Below are 20,277 nucleotides of genomic sequence, written 5' to 3'. Positions count from 1 at the left end.
ATTAGATCATTCACTGAACATCACGCAGTAAAAAGCCCTCATTCGAGGGCTTTTTCATTTATGTCGCGCTGCGTTTATTTAGCACGCGCTTAGCATCGTTAGGCGATTGCCTAGTTGTTATCGCTATAGTCACGGCCATAATAGCTATCGAGGAACAGTTGTTTCAGCTCGTTAATCAAGGGGTAACGTGGATTGGCACCGGTACATTGATCATCGAACGCATCTTCAGCTAATTCATCTAACTTGGCGAGGAAGTCGGCTTCGTTGACGCCGGCTTCTTGGATAGAAGCAGGAATGCCAATCGTCGTCTTGAGGTGTGTGATTTTCTCAAGCAATTTTTCGACTTTTTCTTCATCCGTTTTTCCGCCTAGTTTCAAGTGATCTGCGATGGCAGCATAACGGCACAGGGCTTTTGGCCTGTCGTATTGGCTAAAGGCCGCTTGCTTAGTGGGCAGATCCGTTGCGTTAAAGCGTATTACGTTATTGATCAGCAGCGCATTGGCTAAACCGTGGGCGAGATGGAACTCTGCGCCCAGTTTGTGCGCCATTGAGTGGCAAATCCCGAGGAAAGCGTTAGCAAAGGCGATACCTGCGATGGTGGCGCCATTGTGGACTTTTTCACGGGCGACAGGTGACTGTGAGCCCAAGTTGTACGCATCGGGTAAATATTTGCACAGTAAGTCGAGGGCTTGCAGTGCTTGGCCGTCGCTATATTCGTTTGCCATCACGCTGACATAGGCTTCAAGAGCATGGGTCACCGCATCTATGCCACCAAAGGCGGTCAGAGATTTAGGCATGTCCATCACTAGATTTGGGTCAACAATCGCCATGTTGGGCGTGAGTTGATAATCGGCAATCGGGTATTTTTTACCGGTAATTTCGTCTGTCACTACCGCAAAAGGCGTGACTTCTGAGCCTGTGCCTGAAGTGGTTGGAATTGCCACCATCATGGCCTTGGTGCCCATTTTAGGGAATTTGTAGATACGTTTACGAATGTCCATAAAGCGCAGCGCCAAATCGGCAAAATCCACATCGGGATGCTCGTACATCACCCAAATAATCTTCGCCGCATCCATTGGTGAGCCGCCGCCGAGCGCAATAATCACATCGGGTTTAAAGCTTTGGGCCACCTTAGCGCCTTGACGGACTATTGCTAAAGTGGGATCGGCTTCAACATCGTAAAAGATTTCGGTTTCAAGGCCTTGTGCCTTTAAAATCCGCATGGTTTCATCGCAATAACCGTGGTTAAACAAAAATCTGTCGGTGATGATCAGCGCGCGTTTTTTATCGCTCAGTTCTTCTAGTGCGATGGGTAAACTGCCGCGGCGGAAATAGATAGATGCAGGAAGTTTGTGCCACAACATGTTTTCGGCCCTCTTAGCGACGGTTTTTTTGTTGATCAGATGACTCGGGCCAACGTTTTCTGAAATCGAGTTGCCGCCCCAAGAACCACAGCCCAAAGTGAGTGAAGGTGCTAGTTTGAAGTTGTACAGATCGCCAATGCCGCCCTGTGAAGCAGGGGTGTTGATCAAGATACGTGCTGTTTTCATTCTAAAACCAAAGGCATGTACACGTTCGGTTTGGGTATCTTGGTCGGTATAAAGCCCTGATGTGTGGCCAATGCCGCCGAGTGCGACTAAAGCTTCAGCTTTATCCATGGCATCGTTAAAGTCGATGGCGCGGTACATACCAAGCAGTGGTGATAATTTTTCATGGGCGAAGGCTTCACTGTCGCAAATGTCGGTGACTTCACCTATCAACACTTTGGTCCAGTGCGGCACTTCAAAGCCCGCCATTTGCGCGATACTGGCGGCGCTTTGGCCAACGATATCGGCATTTAAGCCACCATTTTTTAAAATGACCTGCTGCATCGCCGCGGCTTCATCCTTCGACAGCATATAGCCACCGTGGGTAGCGAAACGCTCTTTAACCTGCTCATAAATACTGTCGACCACAATTACCGCTTGCTCTGACGCACAAACCACACCGTTATCGAAGGTTTTTGACATGAGAATCGAACTGACCGCGCGTTTGATGTCGGCGGTTTCATCGATAACAATAGGTGTGTTACCCGCACCTACGCCAATAGCAGGTTTACCGGAAGAGTAGGCGGCTTTCACCATGCCAGGGCCACCCGTTGCGAGGATTAAATTCACCTTAGGGTGAGTCATTAATTGATTTGATAGTGCAACGCTGGGTTCATCAATCCAGCCAATAATGTCTTTGGGTGCGCCCGCGGCTATGGCAGCATCAAGCACTAATTTTGCTGCCGTTGTGGTAGATATTTTGGCCCTAGGATGGGGCGAGAAGATGATCGCGTTACGGGTTTTAAGGCTGATTAAGGCTTTAAAAATGGCAGTCGATGTGGGGTTCGTGGTGGGGACTATGCCACAGATAATGCCTACGGGTTCAGCAATAGTGATAGTACCGAAGGTGACATCTTCAGATAAAATTCCGCAGGTTTTTTCATCTTTATATTTGTTATAAATGTATTCGGAGGCAAAGTGGTTTTTAATTACTTTGTCTTCAACGACACCCATGCGGGTTTCTGCGGCGGCCATTTTGGCCAGCGAGATACGCGCATCGGCAGCGGCAAGGGCCGCTGCACGGAAAATTTTATCGACTTGCGCTTGGCTGAATGTTGCATACTCGGCTTGTGCTTTCGCTACACGCTCGACCATGAGATCCAGTTCTTGTGCATTGGTCACTGTCATGATTAATACTCCTAAAAAGATTTAGTGAATCAAGGCATTCACTAAATCCTCTTTATGGTAGAAAATTACACCTAAAGCCGCGTTGAAAGTGTGATGCCACCGACAATATCGGGCTTTTATGTAATAAAACTACACCTAGGGTAACTTGTTTGTTTAAAATTGCGTTGAAAATGCATCGACTTCGATAACTAAATATTATTCGAAGTTGTGATTTAACCTCAAAAATCTCATTTTTCAGTCAATAGCGCTTGAGATACTATACTTGCCCTCAAGCATATTTTGATGAAGACGGCGTGACACGCACATAAGGATAGTCCCTTGGAGTTAACTCTTTACGTTAAATTTTTTCTTGGCCTAGTTGCCATCATTAACCCAGTCGGGTTGTTGCCTGTGTTTGTGAGCTTAACCAGCCATCAAACGGAGGCTGAGCGGAATCACACGGGTAAAGTGGCTAACTTTGCGGTTGTGGTGATCCTCTTAGTCACGATTGTGGCGGGGCAGCACATTCTAAATATGTTCAGCATTTCGTTATCTGCCTTTAGGATCGCGGGTGGTAGCCTGATCGCTATTATTGCGATGTCGATGTTGCAAGGTAAGTTAGGCGAAGTGAAGCGTAACCAAGAGGAAGATCGCGAATCCTCGGCGATGGAATCGGTAGCGGTTGTGCCTTTGGCTTTGCCACTGATGGCGGGACCTGGTGCTATCAGTTCAGTAATTGTCTTTGCCGCCGAGCATAATTCATTGTCGAACATTATTGCCATGTTCATCACTGTGATTGTGTTTGGTTTAGTCAGTTTTGGCCTGTTTAGAATGGCATCTATCATCTATAAGATTTTGGGTAAGACGGGGATTAACGTGATTACCCGTCTTATGGGGCTATTAATGCTATCTATAGGTATTGAAGTGATTGCGGCAGGTGTTAAGGGATTATTTCCGCAGCTCTTTAGCTAAGTATTACTCCGCAGGATTCATCGTACTTTTATCAATAAACGCACAGGTATTATTCCTGTGCGTTTTTATTTGTACGCTAATTTTTTTGAATTTTATCGGTTTATCCTGAGTGCACTTAATAAGTCGGCGCTTTTTTTCACCTTTAAAGAAAGGCATGAAGTCGCAGTTTATCAGTATATTAGCGACTACTTTTCTACAAACCTTAGTCGTCCTATGCATAATCTTATGCTATACCTAGTGTTCGCTAATTTAGTTAAAAATTCGTTTAAAAGGAAATTTTTATGAAATGGCAATGGATTGGTAATCTCAGTCTAAAACAAAAATTATTAATGGTCGTTTTGCCTCCCTTATTAGCTTGTTTCCTCTGCGGCTCCCTTTACCTCATTGAAAAGTATGAATATAAGCAGGATTTAACCTTAGTGGTACAATTGAGTGAGTTGGCTGTGACAAACAGTAATTTAGTGCACGAATTACAAAAAGAGCGCGGAATGAGCGCTGGATTTCTTGGCTCTGCGGGAAAAGCCTTTGCCGCGAAAATCCCTAGTCAAAGACAGCTTACGGATACACAGCTGAATCTCTACCAGCAATTTATCACCCAAAATCAGCTACCATCGATATTTGCTCCTAAGCTTAAGGAACTTAATTCACAGTTAGGTCGATTAAATTCAATTCGCTCACAGGTGGACAGTTTAAGTATCAGCGTTGCCGACGAAGTCGCCTATTACACAGAATTAAATAAGATATTACTGGCGATAGTCGATGAAACCGCAAAAACGGGTGCCAACCAAGAAATCGCCATTAAAGCCGCGGCCTTTAGTGCCTTTTTGCAATTGAAGGAGAGGGCGGGGATTGAAAGGGCAGTACTCAGCTCAACCTTTGGTCAAGCCGGATTTAAGCCTAAGGTTTATGCAAAATTTATCACTTTAGTCTCGGAGCAAAATACCTACCAAGAAAGGTTTTTAGCCTTAGCCTCAATGGATTTACCCGCTGCATTTAACCGTTTACAGAGTTCAGCTGCAATGCATGACGTTGAACTGTTACGTCAAATTGCATTTGAGCAAGATAATCAAAAAATTCAACAACAAAGCCCAGAAGATTGGTTTAGTAAATCAACCGCGCGGATTGAGTTATTACGTGAATATGAGCAACAGGTCTCAGCTAATTTACTCAAGATCACCCATGAGAGATTATCCTCAGCAAATGAGAAAATGTTCTTAGTGCTCACGACCTTAATCTCAGTATTAGCGATAGTCTTGATACTGAGTTTATCTGTGATCCGCTACTTGCACGACAGTGTGCATCATTTGTATTCGACTATTACACAAGCCCGTAAACATTATGATTTGAGTGTGCGTTTGACTCAAACAAGCTCGGATGAGTTTGGTGAACTTGCCATCGCCTTTAACGACATGATGAGTGATTTTGAAAAGGTTATCCTACATGTGCGTGCTAGCGGCGCGAAGCTACAGCAAGCGGTAGCCCAAATGGACCTTTGTACCCACGCCATGGAGCAAGATGTGATGGCGGGTCACAGCGAGGCAGAGCAAGTAGCCTCAGCTATGACAGAAATGAGCGCGACAGTGACCGAAATTGCCAGCAATGCCGTACAGGCATCCGAAGCGTCCTCGGCCGCTAATCGTGAGGCAAAGTCAGGTAACATTGAAGTTGGCCGTACAGGTATATCAATTAAGGCTTTGGCAGATGATATTAGTGGTGCATCTCAAGCGATAAATGAATTGGATAAAGAGATCCACGGTATAGTCGTTGTGCTCGATGTGATCAGCAGTATTGCTGAGCAAACCAATCTACTCGCACTCAATGCTGCGATTGAAGCTGCACGAGCAGGGGAAATGGGCCGCGGTTTTGCCGTTGTCGCTGATGAAGTCCGCAGTTTAGCGCAGCGCTCGCAAACTTCTACTTCCGATATTAAAAATATGACCGACAGATTAAAAACGGGGGCGAGCATTGCAGTAAAAGCCATGGAAAGGGGCTTGGCACAGGCAAACAACAGCGTTCATGAAGCTGAGAAAGCGGGTATCGAACTGAAACGTATTGTAGAGCAAGTCGATATCATTGATCGAATGAACGAGCAAATTGCCACAGCAACCCATGAGCAATCGGCGGTATCCGAAGACGTAAACCGTAATGCACTGAAGATCAGTGAGATTTACCTTAATACTCAAAGGATCTCCGATGAGCTTAGGGAACTGACCAAAGCCCTAACGTTTGACGCAAATTTAATGTCAAAAGAAGTACACAAATTTACCGTCAATTAACGGCATAAAACGGTGAAAAGATTCAGGAAATGACGCTGGTTTGTTTAGCAATTGTGCAACCGCCTGAAACTGAGTCTTTTTTACTTGACCCCCTTTAGGCTTTTGCGTACAGTACCGCTCCGTTAACGATGAAAGCCTCTCGGCAAGGCTATATAAAATCGCTAGCGATTATTAAACGTGAAAGATTAACCACGCTAACATAAATCGACATATGGTGAGGTGTCCGAGTGGCCGAAGGAGCACGCCTGGAAAGTGTGTATACGGTAACGTATCGAGGGTTCGACTCCCTCTCTCACCGCCAAATTCTTAAACAAAAACAGTGAACTACGAGTCGCTGTTTTTCTTTTGGGAACTATTTGGGATCCAAATGCGGATTTTAATATAGTTGTTTAGCCTAAAATCTCCCTTCCAATCATTTTTTTCTGGTTTTATCTTAGTGATATTCTTTCACTCATTCAGCACTTATCTACCCATCTTAGTGTTACGCGTACCTTGTATGTCCAATATCTGTAAAGAGGATAGAGAACAAGCTGTTTTGCAGTGGCGTTAATCTGCTGAATATAAAATACTTTTCCTAAATAGGGCAATAAGATGCCCAGTTTTTATGGGATAGTTTGGCTGAAGCGCGGTAACTGTAATGGTGCAGTTCGGGTCTCGATGGCGTAACGTTGCGCGTTTTAAAATGTCAGTCAATCAGCGAGGAGTAGAGTGCACTTACCAATGCAAACTGCTTTCACCTTGAGAAAGTGGGCTTGATACGCTCTGTTTGCGAGTAATCTACTCGCATTTCACACAGTTTATGAGTGTGGTGCACGCGCGCCGCGTGCGCCATTATTGAGTTACTGCGATTCAAATGTTCCCCATTTCAGCGCGTTACCTTCATCAACGAGTAGTTGCCCTTTGCTCCATACTTTATCGATATTAAAGTTATCCGTTAATAACACAAAGTCGGCATCGTGTGTTTCGCTTATCCCGCCCTTACTTTTTAGCTTGAGCACCCGAGCGGCATTTGAGGTCACTAAAGGAAGCACTTGTTCTAGGGTTAAACCACTGTTAATTAAAGCCACTAGCGCTTCAAATAGGCTGCTGACTTTACCCATTTCTATTCCAATACACTCTCCGTCAGAACTAAATATGGGCAGGCTAGCATTTCCGTCGGAACTTAAGCTGATTTGACTCAAGTTAACACCTTGCGAGATTGCAAAATGGACCGCATTAACGATCGCGACTTCACCCTCGTTTAAATACTGAGTATTGGTCGACGTCGTGAAATCAATAACCCCACCTTGTCGTGCAAATTCAAGCCCTTGCTCTAATAGCTGCTGGGAGCGATTCATGTGAGTGGGATAAAACTGTGTTAATGGGATATCTGATTGCTGCGCGATGTGATGCAGTATTTGAATACCACTCGCACCATCGCCCACATGCACAAATACTATGCCGCCTTTACCGCTGAGCATGCCACCGACGCGGCTTTGTGCTGCGACTCTGGCGAGCTCTGGCACTGTGAGTTGCGATCCTCGATGATCTGCAATTGCAATTTCACCCACACCAATAACATTGTCGATTAACACCAGATCTTGGGTGATATCGCCAGTAAGGGTCTTTACGGGGTATTCGTAAGAGCCAGTGTAGCAAAAGACAGACAAGCCTTCGTATGTGAGCGCTTTTGCTTTGACGACAAGTTCGTTCAAGCTGCGACTAATGGCGTCGGTTCCTAATGCTGCGACGAGCGTAGTGACCCCAGCAAGGCTGGCATCTGTTAGTTGCATCTCTGGAGTACGCGTGTGGTAACCGCCTTCACCGCCACCGCCTGTGATATGCACTAAGGGGTCCACTAAACCTGGGATTAAAGGGCGGCCATTGGCTTCGATGATTGTGACTAAGTCTGCATGCTTAAGATCAATGACGGGGGCGATTTTAAGGACTTTCGCCTCGCAAAATAACACGTCGCGTAGCCCTAAAAACTGCGGCGCATAAACGGCGGCGTTACGGATTAAAGTTAACATCAGCTATATCCTGTAATAACGGCAAATAAAATGACGGCACTGGCCATCAAGGTCAGCAATAATTGAAAGCGCCAAATAAGCGCAAGCCATTGAGCGTATGAAATTTTAGCCACACCTAAACAACCCATTAATGAGGCTGAAGTAGGGATCACTAAATTTGTCAGTCCATCACCAAGCTGAAAACAAAGTACGGATACTTGGCGGGTGACGCCTGCAATATCGGAAAGCGGCGCCATGATAGGCATGGTCAGGGCGGCTTGACCGGAACCCGATGCGACAAAGAAATTCATAATAGATTGAAATATATACATAACAATGGCAGAGGTGACATCAGGTAACGTTGCCAAGGACTCGCCGGCATAATGTAAGGCAGTGTTAAGAATAGAGGGCTGTTGTGGGTCATCGCCGCCAAGCAATAACACCACACCTTTGGCGAATCCCACAATCATAGCGGCGGGTAACAATTCACTGGCGCCTTTTTGAAAGGCACTTGAGATTTGGTTTAAGCTACGTTTCCGCCAAAGAACGGCAATCAGCCCAACAACCAATGCCAGTGCAAAAAACTGACTGGCGATTTGCGGAATATAATAGCCTTGGCTTACCACTCCCCAAATCACCCACATAATTACGCCGAGTAAACAAAGCAACACGAGAATGTCAAAGGAGGAACATTTTTTATTCAATGATTTATCGTTAGCTTGCACGAGTGTGGCATCCACTGCCGAGCGATGTTTTTTAGCATAGCGCAGGGTAAAAATTAAGCCGACAACAGTGAACACAAACCAAGCCGCAATCCGTAAACCAGCGCCAGACATTAAAGGTACACCGGCTATCCCTTGCGCAATGGCCACGCTAAATGGATTCATCCATGAGGTAGCAAATCCAATTTGGGTGGATAAGTAGGTGACCATGACCACAGTTGCTGCTGAGTAACCTAAAGCCTGAAAAAGCGGCAACAGAACAATGCAGAATGCAATGGCCTCTTCACTCATGCCGTATATCGCGCCGCTTAATGAAAATATTATAAACAGTAATGGGATCAGTAATACTTGGCTGCGCTGCAGTTTGGTGATCATCGCCATAATGCATTGCGTAATGGCGCCTGTGTCCATGACGACACCAAAGGCACCCCCCACGATAAGGATAAATGCCATGACGCCAACGGCCGAGCCCATGCGATCGCCTGATGTCATGCCGTCGAAGGCAAAATTGGTCAGCCCCGTTTTGTCGTCGGCTGAAAATAGACTGACATGATGCGCGTTATCGTATGTCATGAAAAACTGTTGTGGGTCGATTCTTTGAGTGATGTTGCCAGCGCTATCAACAATATCGACCATAGCAAACCAACCCGCAGGAAACAGATAACTGCTTATTACGGCGGCTACAACGATAAAAAATAAAATAACAAAAGCGTCGGGCATTGCCCTTGCAGTAGGTAATTTCATCCTATGTGCCTTTATAAAGGGTCAGAATAAGGCATTGGCCACAATTAAACGCTGCGGCCAATGCCTCAAGTCAGTACATTAAAACTTGAAGGTATAACGTACGTTCCAGCGACGGCCTAACCAATCATGGACTGAGCTTGCATAGCCATTGGTTGGAGAGGAGGCGTAGGGCGGTTCTTCATCTGTTAGGTTACGCACTGACACCAAAAAACTATGGTGCTCATTTAACTCATAACCAAGGCTCGCACTGAAGGTGAGCCAACTGTCGACGGTTTCGTTATCAAATTTAAAGTCACCATCACCCAATGAACTGATGTAGTGACCCGATAAACTGGCACTCCAATCGTTGAGCTGCCAGTCGGTTCCTAGATCAAGCACGCTTTCAGGGCGAGCAATTTCTGAGGCGCCACTTAACCGCCCTAATAAATCTTCCACTGGGGTTGAAGGTGTGACTTGTCTTTCAAACGATAGGGTTTCAGTGCCCGCAACATAAAACTTAAATTCACCTGCGGTTTCAGTGTCTAAGCCATAGTCTAGCTTGTAGTCGACGCCATCAGTATTTTGATTGCCGACGTTAAAATAGCCAGTGCGTAAGAAGCTGATATCCCCTTGGCCATCAACAACACAGCCGAATTCATCCCCCAGTTCTGCAACGCTAGTCACGATTTTTGTACTGTCTTTAATACAGGCGTCTAAGGTGGTGTTGGCATCAATATCAACAATATCATCGTGCTCGTAGCGCCAGTAATCGACGGTCAATTGTAGTGCTTCGGTGAGGTTCCAAGAGACGCCAACGTTAATGGCGGCAGATTTTTCTGCGGATAAATCCTTATTGCCTATGGTTTCTTGGTCAAACTCGAGTTCGCCAAACTCGGCGCCAGCAGTACCGCATAAGGCATTGTAAGGTTCGGCCGAACCGCAATTGATATACTGGCTGCTGAGCGACGTCCCTGCGCCTAATTGGGATAATGAAGGGGCTCTAAAACCTGTACTCCATGATGCCCTTAATACTAAATCCTCAAGTGGGCGATAACGCATTGATATTTTAGGGTTAACATCACCACCAAAGTCACTATAGTGGTCGTAACGTAAAGCTGCGATCACATCTAAGGTGTCGGTAATGGGGAAATTAAACTCGCCATACACAGCATATTGCGTCCGGTCTGCTTCGGCATCACTTGCGCCTAAGCCGATAATTTCGTTATTCACTGCGTTGATGGATGGCCTATCAAATATTTGCTCTTTTCGCAGCTCTCCACCAAAAACCGAGCTTACTGTACCTGCGGGTAATGCAAACAGATCGCCACTGATATTAAAATCCAGCGACAACACCTCTGATACACCTTTACGAATGCCGGGATCGCGCAGGGCAGCAATTTGTGCAGCGCTACTATCACGGCCTAAATTGAACGGATTAAATTCATCCGCCGCCACGGCGGCATCCAGTTTAGTGGCATTCATATAGCCAGCAACATTGTTGATTTCGTTTGTAGATTTGCCATAACTCGCTGCGGTTTCCCAGCTCCAGTCGGCAAGTTCACCGCGCAGTCCAGCGAGGACTCGATAGCTCTGAGTGTCATATTCCTGTACTCGACGCTCAGGGAAACGAGTTCGAACAGTGATAACGTCGCTGACACTGCCATCTAGCATGTCAATGTCGTGAACATACTGGGGAATGTTGGCAGAATCACCAGCAACATCCACTGTATATCCCGCAGGCGCCTCATAGGCTGAACCGGTATTCTTTTGATACATGCCTTCAGCAAAAAACTCCAATCCATTATCTAGACGATAAATATGATTAAAGGTCGTGCCTATGTTCTCAAAGTCAGGTTGGATAGCGCGTTGAATAACATAGTCATAATTGCAACGTGTACCACTTTTTTGAGTATCATCGCCACACCAAGACTCAGCGTAATCTTCACCATCTATGGTCATACGAGTGCTGGATTCAAAGGTGACATTAACAGGTCTATCGCTATTAAAGATGGCGTTTCGCGTCGCATAATCGACTACAACCGTAGTATTGCTGTTTTCTGTGGCAAAGCCGCCAGCGTAGGTCAGATTCTTACGGCTGGCATCGTGATCAGAAGTATCATCCCCATATTGGGCACTGAGCTCATGCCCGACAAAATCCTTACGGAGGATAAAGTTAATTACCCCGGCAATGGCATCCGAACCATAGATGGACGATGCGCCATCGGTTAACACATCGATGCGTTCAATGGCAGATAAAGGGATTGAATTGACGTTCACAAACGAGTCAGAACCATTAGAGAATGAATCAACGGCGACTCTTCGGCCATTGACTAGCACTAAAGTTGAGCTTGAACCCAATCCGCGCAAACTGACGCCGGATGCGCCAGCTGGTGCTCCATCGGCTCCACCGACACCCCCAGTTTCCGAGAAAGTCCCCGCACTTGATGCTTGGGGGAGATCGCGTAGAAACTCACTCACACTCTCGTAACCGCGTTTAGTGATGTCATCCTGGGTGAAACTTTGCAGTGGATTGGCGCCTTCCATATCCACCCCTTTTAGGCGTGAACCTGTGACTGCGACTCGCTCGACCGGCGCATCTGCGGCAGATTGCTCAGTTGTTTTTTCTAGTTCATTGGCTACAGCTAAAGCAACGGGCGACAAGGCTAACCCAAAAACAGCGCACAAAAATACAGAACTTCTCATGATAAGCTCCCGATAAATCTCTTATTAGAATTTTTAGACGTCGCTAAGCTGCGCGTGAGTCAATACGCATGGCATTAGTTAATGTTTTGCAGAAAGCGCAACGTCAATCAAATGATTGAGAGGGGAGTAAGACGGCTAGACTAGACTCCACCAAACACAAGGTGTTTAGCGGTTATTCGTCCCACCATTCGGACAGATACCATGTGCGGTAGTGGTATCTTTGGAAAAGAGTTGTTTCTGTTTTCATGTAATAAACTGAAGTCTTTTGTTATTGACCTGTTAAAAGACTATCCGTAACATGAGCCTTGAGTCAATACATGGCGCACACTTTTTATTGAGTGCCACTATGAAAAATCGTTGCTTAAAAAACTTATCTTTTTTGCTCAATAGCTTAAGTATTTCTTACTTTACTCTTTTGCTATTTATCGTCCCAAGCGTGCAGTCAGCGCCAGCGAAAACCCTGAGTTTATCGATACCCACTCATCAACCATTTGATCTTATGCTGGTGGGCGGAGGGATGAAAACCTGCAGCTCTCAAGCTCCCGCAAATTGCCAATCGGAAGTCAAATTCTCAGCCGATGCCAAACGCGAAACACGTTATGTTTTCTACGAACAGTGGCTCGAACGTGCACTAAAACACCCAAGATTGCAGTCGTTAAATGAGCAACAAAAAGTGATATTACGACAAGCGGCTAAAGCACTTCCTCCTGTCAGTAACAGTCTTAAAAATAGTGATGTTGAAATTGGCCGTTCACTTGGCCGTTTACATAGTGACAGCTTAACCTTGGCAAGCCTTGAACAAGCCATTGCAAAGATAGATAAGCAATTTCTGGCGCATTTGAGCGACCAAGAATATTACACACTGCTAGATTTATTAGAAGAAAAGCAAATGCTTGCTGACGGCACGCTGTTACAAGAACAAGTGTTACTTGATTCCACAACCAATTCTCATGCCGCGACGCTTTATCAATTATTTACGCAGCAAGCGTTAGCAAAGCGCCAGCAAAGTAACCCCAATGCCAAACGTCCACTGATCGCCGTTGTGACCGCTTCTGCGCGCGATCCCTTTGAAGCGGCCCATTACTATGTCAGCGTATTTGAGCAAATGGGGGCCGAGGTTATTTGGCTGCCTTTAGATGCAGCACTGCAAGCGGGTATCGCTACCCGTCAGTGTGACCAACTCGAAATGTTTAGACAGCAAATACAAGGAAATACGGATAGGGCGAGGCTTTATCCAAAGCAAGTTGAGCTACAAAAGGATTTTTGTGCCAGCCCCATTAAACTCTATCAATTGCTTAATCAAATAGACGGACTCTTTTTAAATGGCGGCGACCAGAGTCTGACATTAAAGGCGTGGACTACGCCGGATGAATCACCCAGCGAAGCATTAAGCATCATCAAGAAACGTCTTTCCAAACAAGAAATTGTTATCGGTGGCACCAGCGCTGGCACTGCTGTGATGGCTGATAAAAATATGATCACCGGTGGCACAAGTGAGGGGGCATTGAGTTTTGGCATTTTCGCGACCAAGGCGCTAAGTGAGCGTTGTGAAGTCGCTAATTGTGATGCCTTTGTTCCTGCAACGGCGGTCACTTATCGCGAGCAAGGTGGGCTTGGATTTTTTCCCTTTGGTATACCCGACACACACTTTTCACAACGAGACCGTTATTTAAGACTCTTGCTCCTTAGCGCCAATGCCGATAGCAAAATGGCATTTGGGGTCGATGAAAATACAGCATTATTGGTCGATTTATCACATCGTTCACTCTCAGTGGTCGGTGAGCATGGAGTATGGGCATTAGCGCAAGTTGAGCGATTGAAACAAAGCCAAGCTAACTCTGAAATAAATGCGGTTTCGCACTATCTCACTCCGGGTTCCTATGCTGAAATTGACGCCACTAGTGAGTATTTGACTCATATCCGCCTAGCTCAGACTGCCAAATTGACTTCAATAATGAGTAAGCAGAGTGACTTTTTTACTTGGGTCAGCAATGCGTGTCGGCAAGGTATATATTCAACATCACTGAGTGATAAGTACGAATTAACTATTACTCCAATGGCGGTATTAAGTTGTCAAGGCATTTTAAATCAAGAACGCGGATATCAGTCGATGGGTTTAACACTAAAAGCGTTAGATAAATGACAGTAAGTTGAATTAATTTTAGTTGGATGGCTATGATATCAATAGGATAGGTTAAATTGATTAAGGTTAAGTGTATATTAGATAGATTTTAAAACATGAGAGGATAATTAATCTACTGATTTTAAGTTAAGAAGCTATAATTTAAGGTTTTTTACTTTAAGTAAGTTTCAAGTTAAATGATTGAGGTTAAATTAGGTAAAGTAAATTTATATTAAGCAGTATTTATTAAGTATGATTTTTTGCGAACTAATGAATTTAAAACTGCTACGGAAAAGAATGTATCGTTCAGCAAAACTGAGCGATACATTATATCAAAAGAAAAGTCTTATCGTTTTAACGATCAGCTTTGGATATTAATCGTCACTTTCTCGATAACGATGGGTTCGCGGGGCACATCTTCGTGGCCGGCAACTGTGGTGGTTTTGACTTTTTCAATCTGCTGGATAATATCCATTCCAGCAGTGACCTTACCAAATACCGCATAACCCCAACCGTTATTGGTGGTGGCAGTGTGGTCTAAAAAGTCATTATTGGCGGTGTTAATGAAGAACTGCGCCGTGGCCGAATGAGGCGCATCGGTGCGAGCCATAGCGATAGTGCCTATGGTGTTACTTAGGCCTTTGTTGGCTTCGTTCACGATAGGCTCGTGGGTCGGCTTTTCTTTCATTTTTGCGGTAAATCCGCCGCCTTGGATCATAAAGCCTTTGATCACTCGGTGAAAAATCGTGTGCTCAAAGAAGCCTTCTTCACAATAGCGGACAAAGTTTTTTGAACTGACAGGCGCATGTTCAAAGTCGAGTGCTATGGTGATATCGCCTAAATTGGTGCTGAATGTAATCATGCTAATATCTTCTATCTTAATGAGTTTTTATTTCTAATAAGTCATGACTGGTACTAGATCATGACTTTGTATTAGGCCATCAGTTCGTTTTAGAACCGCTGTTCCACGGATTAAAAGGCGCACTGCGACCCGTAGTCTCGCTACTGTTGTCAGTCTGCGTGGATTGCGGCCGCGCTACAGTGGCTTTTGCCTCAGGCTTTGATTTCGCGCTGCGATGCTTTTTCGCATGGGCGGTTTCAAAGGAGCCTTCTTTCGCGGGGCGTGAGGTTCTAGCATCAGGTGCGCGGGCTTTAAAGATTTTTGGCGTGGTATTTTTCGGCACAAAATCGAGGATAGAAACTGGCACTTCTTTGTTCGGCACAAAGCCTTCAATTTCTTTACGCACTATGATGTGGCCTAGGCGGCGCTCGATAGCACACAGGTTTCTAAAATCATCTTTGGAAACAAAGGAGATGGCTTCGCCGCAGGCGCCAGCACGACCGGTTCGGCCAATACGGTGAATATAATCATCGGCTTCATCGGGCAGATCATAGTTGACCACGCGGGTGAGGGCGTCGATATCGATACCGCGAGAAGCCACGCCGGTCGCAACTAAAAAGCGCAGTTTTCCGGACTTGAAATCGACTAATAATTGCTCGCGTACCGCTTGGCTGCGACCACTGTGAATGGCTTCGGCGGCAATACCGCGTTTTTCGAGTTGGCTGACCAGTTTGGCGGCGCCTTGTTTAGTCTGGATAAAGATCAGTGCCTGTTCCCAAGCTTGCTCAGTGATGAGTTTGCTTAACAGGGCAGACTTTTTATCTTTATCGACAGTGATCAACCATTGGTCGATTTGCGGTGCGTTCGCACTGTCGCGGGCAATTTCAATCTCAACAGGGTTTTCAACTGCTGTTTTCGCTAAAAAGCGCACTTGCTTAGATAAGGTTGCCGAAAACAACAGATTTTGGCGTTCTGTTGGCAGACGTTCGATGATTTTATTGATGTCTTCGATAAATCCCATATCGAGCATTCTATCGGCTTCGTCTAGGACTAATACCGAGATTTCATCGAAATGAATCGCTCTTTGGGTGTACATATCGAGCAATCTACCGGGTGTCGCTACCAGAATATCGACGCCTTCAATAAGACGTTGTTTCTGTGGTGCGGCATCGACGCCACCATACATGGCCATAGAGGTCAGCGGCAGGTATTTTGCGTATTTGGCAATATTGTCTTCAACCTGAACGGCCAATTCGCGGGTTGGGGTTAAGATCAAGGCGCGAACGCGTTTAGCCCGAATTTTCGGCATCTCGGCGAACATTTGCAGTAGTGGCAACACAAAACTGGCGGTTTTACCTGTACCCGTTTGCGCGCCAGCCAGCAGGTTTTTACCTTTCAAGATCACCGGAATGGCTTTTTCTTGGATTGGAGTAGGTTGTGAATAGCCGAGCTCAGTGATGGCTCTTAAAATCGGATCGCTTAATCCAAGTTTGGAAAATGGCATTGAATGTCTCAGGTAAAGGGTCAGGTCAATAATGTATAAGCAAACTGTTACGCCAACGCGTTAACAGCGGAGCAGGGCGATATTATATACCCAAACAACCTGAAGATGCAGGATTCAGCGGTAATTTAACGCACTTTGGGCAAGGCCATTTATTGCTCCTGCATAAATTGCATTCACGCCGTCCATGGCGATTGCGGTTATTTACAGACCTAGTGGGCTAAGTTAAAAATAACCAACGCGGCATAAAGTGCGTTACCCCGTGGTTAACATCAGCCGCCGGAACGGAGCGCCTAGGGCACTCCACTTCTATGTTGCATCAATTCAAAAGGTAGCCGACATTCTGTCATTGATGTGCCTTGAATTGGAGCCCCCTAGGCGCTCTGAAACTCGTATATTCAGGTAGCTTGGGTATATCAGGAGGTGAAACAGAATTGGCGATTATCATTATCTGAGTTCGTTTGGCAAAGTGGGAATTTTACCTCGAATAGATGAATGGTAAGCGGCATAAATATCGAGAACTCACAATTTTGTAACCGTAGATGTATTCACGGCTAACACTGCTGCAATTATTGGGACAATATGATTAACTTAGGTAATTTTTGCATGCCTGTTAAATATCAACAAAGGACCCATAATAATGAAAAAATCCGCTATTTCAATTGCGATAGTGTTATCGCTGGCCGGCCTTGCTGGTTGTCAATCCCAAACCAGTCAAACTACACCTGTGGTTGCAGCTGAAGTTAAAGCCCAGTCATTTGAGCAATTTTCAGCCTCCTTTATTGATTCACTGTGGGAGTTATCACCGACGTGGGCCTTATACAGTGGCAAGCATGTTAATGATGGCTACCTTGAAATCCCCGATGCGGCAGGTCGTGCGAAAACACTAGCGTTTGTGAAAGCACAACAAGCCCAATTGACCCAGTTCGAGCAAAAGTCGCTGACGCCAAATGAACTGATTGATTATCATCTGATCGACAATTTACTCGGCAGCATGGCATGGGAAATTGACAGTTTTAAATCTTGGCAGTGGGATCCTTCAAGCTACAACGTATCGGGCGGTTTTGCCCAAATCATCAATGAAAACTTTGCCCCATTAGATGACAGATTACGTTCGGTATTAGCGCGTTTAGAAAATGTACCGGCTTATTATGCTGCCGCGCAGGCAAACATTAGCAAGCCAACATTGGAACATACCGAATTAGCTGTGATGCAAAACCAAGGTGCATTTTCGGTGTTTTCCGATGACTTGTTAAAACAGGTCGCCGATTCTGGTCTGACGGCTACGGAAAAAGCGTTATTTAAAACACGGTTTGATGCTGCCACTGCTGCGATTAACGGCCATATCGCTTGGTTAGACAAATTAGTGGTTCAACTCAAAAAAGACGGTGCCCGTAGTTTTAGAATTGGCGAGGAGCTATACGAGCAAAAATTTGCCTTTGATATTCAAGCGGGCATGACAGCAAAACAGCTGTATCAAAAAGCCGTGGCCGATAAAGACCGTGTTCAAGGTGAAATGGCAAAAATTACTGATAAACTTTGGCCTAAGTACTTTAAAACGGCAAAACCTGCGGACAGTAAGCTCGCCATTCGTCAGTTAATTGATAAGTTGTCGACTAATCATGTTCAGCGTGATGAATTTGTGAATGAAGTACGTAAGCAAATTCCAGAGTTAATTGAATTTGTAAATAAGAAAAACCTAGTCACATTAGATCCTAAAAAGCCACTTGTCGTCCGTGAAACACCCGAATATATGCGTGGTTATGCTGGTGCTTCTATTAGTGCACCAGGACCTTACGATAAATCTGGTAATACTTATTACAACGTGACGCCGCTCGATGGCATGAGTGATGCGTCTGCCGAGAGTTATTTACGTGAATATAATCACTGGATCCTGCAAATCCTCAATATTCATGAAGCAATTCCTGGGCACTACACTCAATTAGTTTACTCGAACCAATCACCGAGTTTAGTGAAAAGTTTATTTGGTAATGGCGCTATGGTCGAAGGCTGGGCGGTATATACCGAGCGCATGATGCTAGAAGAAGGCTATGGCAACTTTGAGCCTGAAATGTGGTTGATGTACTACAAGTGGAATTTGCGTGTTATCTGTAACACTATTTTGGATTACAGCATTCATGTGAAAGGCATGACCGAAGAGCAAGCTATCGCCCTGATGATGAACGAAGCCTTCCAACAGCAGGCAGAAGCCGAAGGCAAGTGGCGCCGCGCTACGCTTAGCCAAGTTCAGCTGACGAGCTACTATTCTGGTTATCGTGAAATCTATGATTTCCGTGACGAATACAAGAAAGCGCAAGGCAAAGATTTTGATCTTAAAACCTTCCACGAACAATTCTTGAGTTACGGCAGCGCGCCAGTGAAATATATTCGTCAATTAATGCAAAACAAATAAGTTTGCATGTTGATATAAATTAGCAGAGCTCAGGCTCTGCTTTTTTTATGCCGAATCGTTGCACACATTACAGTGAGGAAGTGAAGTCAACACAGTTACTGATGAAATGAAATCTTTAACACTCAGCAAATAATGGCAAGCAGAACCTATTGCCATATAACTGAAAAATTATATATTTCGTTATATGGCATATGCAGGTGTTAGCCGAATAATTTGACGGCTTAATGATAGAGCAGAATAGCGTTATGTTTAATTCTTAGATTTAGATGATGTCATCAGCGCTAAGACTTCATCGTAAGAAATGTTAAATTCTCTCGACAAGTTAATGATTTTTGTTTTGTAGGTTTGAATGTTTTCTTGCTGGGCTAATTGATGTTTCTTTTCTTCAACTAACTCGTTAACTGTTTCTTGTAATATCAATAATCGACGTAAACTATAGTCGAGGGATTTAATATATTTACCCATTTGTTGCTTGTTACGTGCTTGCTCAAGATCCGTTGAGACTTTTTTATCATATCCATATTCATCTAGAGCCGCGATTGCGCTCTGTAAATCAAGATCAGTAGTCATTTGGTTTTCGCTTTATAACAAAGAGGTGTGAGAACAGATTGATGAAACTTTCTTATGAAACATTAAAGGGTGTCATAGGACGTTAACTATCGCAGATTATAGTGCCTATGCCAATATACACCAAGCCTTTGCTGGTTAAAATTAAATAAAAAATTCGCTGATTTTTGCTTTGACCTTGTCGGGGTCTACAATTATGGGTAGTCTAAAGTGATAGGCTATTATGGAGATTCAAATGCTTGATCTACTACCAGATTTATTTGACCACTATCCGTCTAAATTACAGTTACTTCCCCTCGAATTTAAACCCTATGGCGGTAAGCGGCTCTTTTGGGGCGAGATAGTCACAGTCAAGTGTTTTGAAGATAATTCTAAGGTAAAAGAAATACTTGCAAAGGATGGGCAAGGAAAAGTTTTGGTTGTCGATGGGGGCGGCTCTCTGCGCCGCGCATTGTTAGGCGATCTCATTGCGCAAAGCGCACTAGATAATGGCTGGCAAGGGATAGTGATCAATGGTTGTGTTCGTGATGTAGCCCGATTAAATACTTTTAGTTTAGGTGTTTATGCCTTAGGTGCCATGCCGATAAAAACCGAGAAGTTAGGTCAAGGCCAAATTAATGTTGCTGTAGATATGGGCGGCGTGATGGTTACGCCCGGTATGATGCTGTATGCCGATGAAAATGGTATTGCAGTAAGTGATGAGATGTTGAACTTTGCATTTTTAAATTAACATTTAAAATGAATTAGTTGCTTTAA

Annotated in this window: 12 protein-coding genes and 1 tRNA gene; 6 read left to right on the top strand and 7 right to left on the bottom strand. The window is 44.9% G+C overall.

Features of this window, described 5'->3' with window-relative positions; genetic code table 11:
• Positions 1-110: 110 nt before the first annotated feature.
• A complete protein-coding gene (gene adhE, locus OX890_RS13595; protein WP_126492078.1) occupies positions 111-2,714 on the bottom strand; it encodes a bifunctional acetaldehyde-CoA/alcohol dehydrogenase in 2,604 nt (867 codons plus the stop codon).
• A gap of 318 nt (positions 2,715-3,032) precedes the next feature.
• Here adhE and OX890_RS13590 point away from each other — a divergent pair, with 318 nt between their 5' ends.
• The 3 genes from OX890_RS13590 (at position 3,033) to OX890_RS13580 (ending at position 6,242) form a co-directional block, all read left to right on the top strand.
• Complete coding sequence (locus tag OX890_RS13590; protein ID WP_006081420.1) at positions 3,033-3,665, top strand: YchE family NAAT transporter; 633 nt, start codon at positions 3,033-3,035, stop codon at positions 3,663-3,665.
• A gap of 281 nt (positions 3,666-3,946) precedes the next feature.
• The gene (locus tag OX890_RS13585; RefSeq protein WP_268649396.1) at positions 3,947-5,941 is read left to right on the top strand and encodes a methyl-accepting chemotaxis protein; all 1,995 of its coding nucleotides are present in this window, start codon (positions 3,947-3,949) and stop codon (positions 5,939-5,941) included.
• Positions 5,942-6,154: 213 nt separating this feature from the next.
• Positions 6,155-6,242: transfer RNA gene (locus OX890_RS13580), tRNA-Ser, on the top strand.
• A gap of 538 nt (positions 6,243-6,780) precedes the next feature.
• On the opposite strand, the gene iadA is transcribed toward OX890_RS13580, so the two are convergent.
• From iadA to OX890_RS13565, 3 genes are all read right to left on the bottom strand, one after another.
• Complete coding sequence (gene iadA / locus OX890_RS13575; protein WP_268649394.1) at positions 6,781-7,950, bottom strand: beta-aspartyl-peptidase; 1,170 nt, start codon at positions 7,948-7,950, stop codon at positions 6,781-6,783.
• Positions 7,950-9,395 (bottom strand): putative basic amino acid antiporter YfcC, encoded by a 1,446-nt coding sequence (gene yfcC, locus OX890_RS13570; protein WP_126492052.1) that lies wholly within the window; start codon positions 9,393-9,395, stop codon positions 7,950-7,952. Before yfcC ends, iadA begins: the two co-directional genes overlap by 1 nt.
• Positions 9,396-9,473: 78 nt before the next feature.
• Complete coding sequence (locus OX890_RS13565) at positions 9,474-12,077, bottom strand: TonB-dependent receptor (RefSeq protein ID WP_126492051.1); 2,604 nt, start codon at positions 12,075-12,077, stop codon at positions 9,474-9,476.
• Between the two features lie 346 nt (positions 12,078-12,423).
• Here OX890_RS13565 and OX890_RS13560 point away from each other — a divergent pair, with 346 nt between their 5' ends.
• The gene (locus OX890_RS13560; protein ID WP_268649393.1) at positions 12,424-14,220 is read left to right on the top strand and encodes a cyanophycinase; all 1,797 of its coding nucleotides are present in this window, start codon (positions 12,424-12,426) and stop codon (positions 14,218-14,220) included.
• Between the two features lie 340 nt (positions 14,221-14,560).
• Here the strand turns inward: OX890_RS13560 and OX890_RS13555 are convergent, their stop codons facing one another.
• Together OX890_RS13555 and OX890_RS13550 are read right to left on the bottom strand one after the other, a co-directional pair.
• Positions 14,561-15,061: a peptidylprolyl isomerase gene (locus tag OX890_RS13555; protein ID WP_006081478.1), complete on the bottom strand. Its 501-nt coding sequence runs from the start codon at positions 15,059-15,061 to the stop codon at positions 14,561-14,563.
• A 79-nt stretch (positions 15,062-15,140) separates the two neighbouring features.
• Positions 15,141-16,544 carry a DEAD/DEAH box helicase gene (locus tag OX890_RS13550; protein WP_126492049.1) on the bottom strand — a complete coding sequence of 468 codons (1,404 nt, stop codon included), beginning with the start codon at positions 16,542-16,544 and terminating at the stop codon, positions 15,141-15,143.
• A gap of 637 nt (positions 16,545-17,181) precedes the next feature.
• On the opposite strand from OX890_RS13550, the gene OX890_RS13545 reads away from it, so the two are divergent.
• Entirely contained in the window at positions 17,182-18,954 is a 1,773-nt protein-coding gene (locus OX890_RS13545; RefSeq protein ID WP_126492048.1) for a DUF885 domain-containing protein, read from the top strand.
• Between the two features lie 249 nt (positions 18,955-19,203).
• Here the strand turns inward: OX890_RS13545 and OX890_RS13540 are convergent, their stop codons facing one another.
• Positions 19,204-19,524, bottom strand: a complete 321-nt coding sequence (locus OX890_RS13540) for a hypothetical protein (protein WP_006081481.1) — start codon at positions 19,522-19,524, stop codon at positions 19,204-19,206.
• 232 nt (positions 19,525-19,756) lie between these two features.
• Here OX890_RS13540 and OX890_RS13535 point away from each other — a divergent pair, with 232 nt between their 5' ends.
• Positions 19,757-20,251: a putative 4-hydroxy-4-methyl-2-oxoglutarate aldolase gene (locus OX890_RS13535; protein WP_126493496.1), complete on the top strand. Its 495-nt coding sequence runs from the start codon at positions 19,757-19,759 to the stop codon at positions 20,249-20,251.
• Positions 20,252-20,277: the final 26 nt, after the last annotated feature.

The sequence above is a fragment of the Shewanella sp. DAU305 genome (assembly GCF_026802235.1).
Taxonomy (GTDB): Bacteria; Pseudomonadota; Gammaproteobacteria; order Enterobacterales; family Shewanellaceae; genus Shewanella; species Shewanella baltica.
This window is presented reverse-complemented; position numbering and strand designations above follow the sequence as displayed.

Coding starts and splice junctions, on each gene's coding strand:
- OX890_RS13560 (WP_268649393.1), top strand. CDS start 12,424: ATGAAAAATCGTTGCTTAAAAAACTTATCTTTTTTGCTCAATAGCTTA.
- adhE (WP_126492078.1), bottom strand. CDS start 2,714: ATGACAGTGACCAATGCACAAGAACTGGATCTCATGGTCGAGCGTGTA.
- OX890_RS13565 (WP_126492051.1), bottom strand. CDS start 12,077: ATGAGAAGTTCTGTATTTTTGTGCGCTGTTTTTGGGTTAGCCTTGTCG.
- OX890_RS13540 (WP_006081481.1), bottom strand. CDS start 19,524: ATGACTACTGATCTTGATTTACAGAGCGCAATCGCGGCTCTAGATGAA.
- OX890_RS13535 (WP_126493496.1), top strand. CDS start 19,757: ATGCTTGATCTACTACCAGATTTATTTGACCACTATCCGTCTAAATTA.
- OX890_RS13555 (WP_006081478.1), bottom strand. CDS start 15,061: ATGATTACATTCAGCACCAATTTAGGCGATATCACCATAGCACTCGAC.
- yfcC (WP_126492052.1), bottom strand. CDS start 9,395: ATGAAATTACCTACTGCAAGGGCAATGCCCGACGCTTTTGTTATTTTA.
- OX890_RS13550 (WP_126492049.1), bottom strand. CDS start 16,544: ATGCCATTTTCCAAACTTGGATTAAGCGATCCGATTTTAAGAGCCATC.
- OX890_RS13545 (WP_126492048.1), top strand. CDS start 17,182: ATGAAAAAATCCGCTATTTCAATTGCGATAGTGTTATCGCTGGCCGGC.
- OX890_RS13585 (WP_268649396.1), top strand. CDS start 3,947: ATGAAATGGCAATGGATTGGTAATCTCAGTCTAAAACAAAAATTATTA.
- iadA (WP_268649394.1), bottom strand. CDS start 7,950: ATGTTAACTTTAATCCGTAACGCCGCCGTTTATGCGCCGCAGTTTTTA.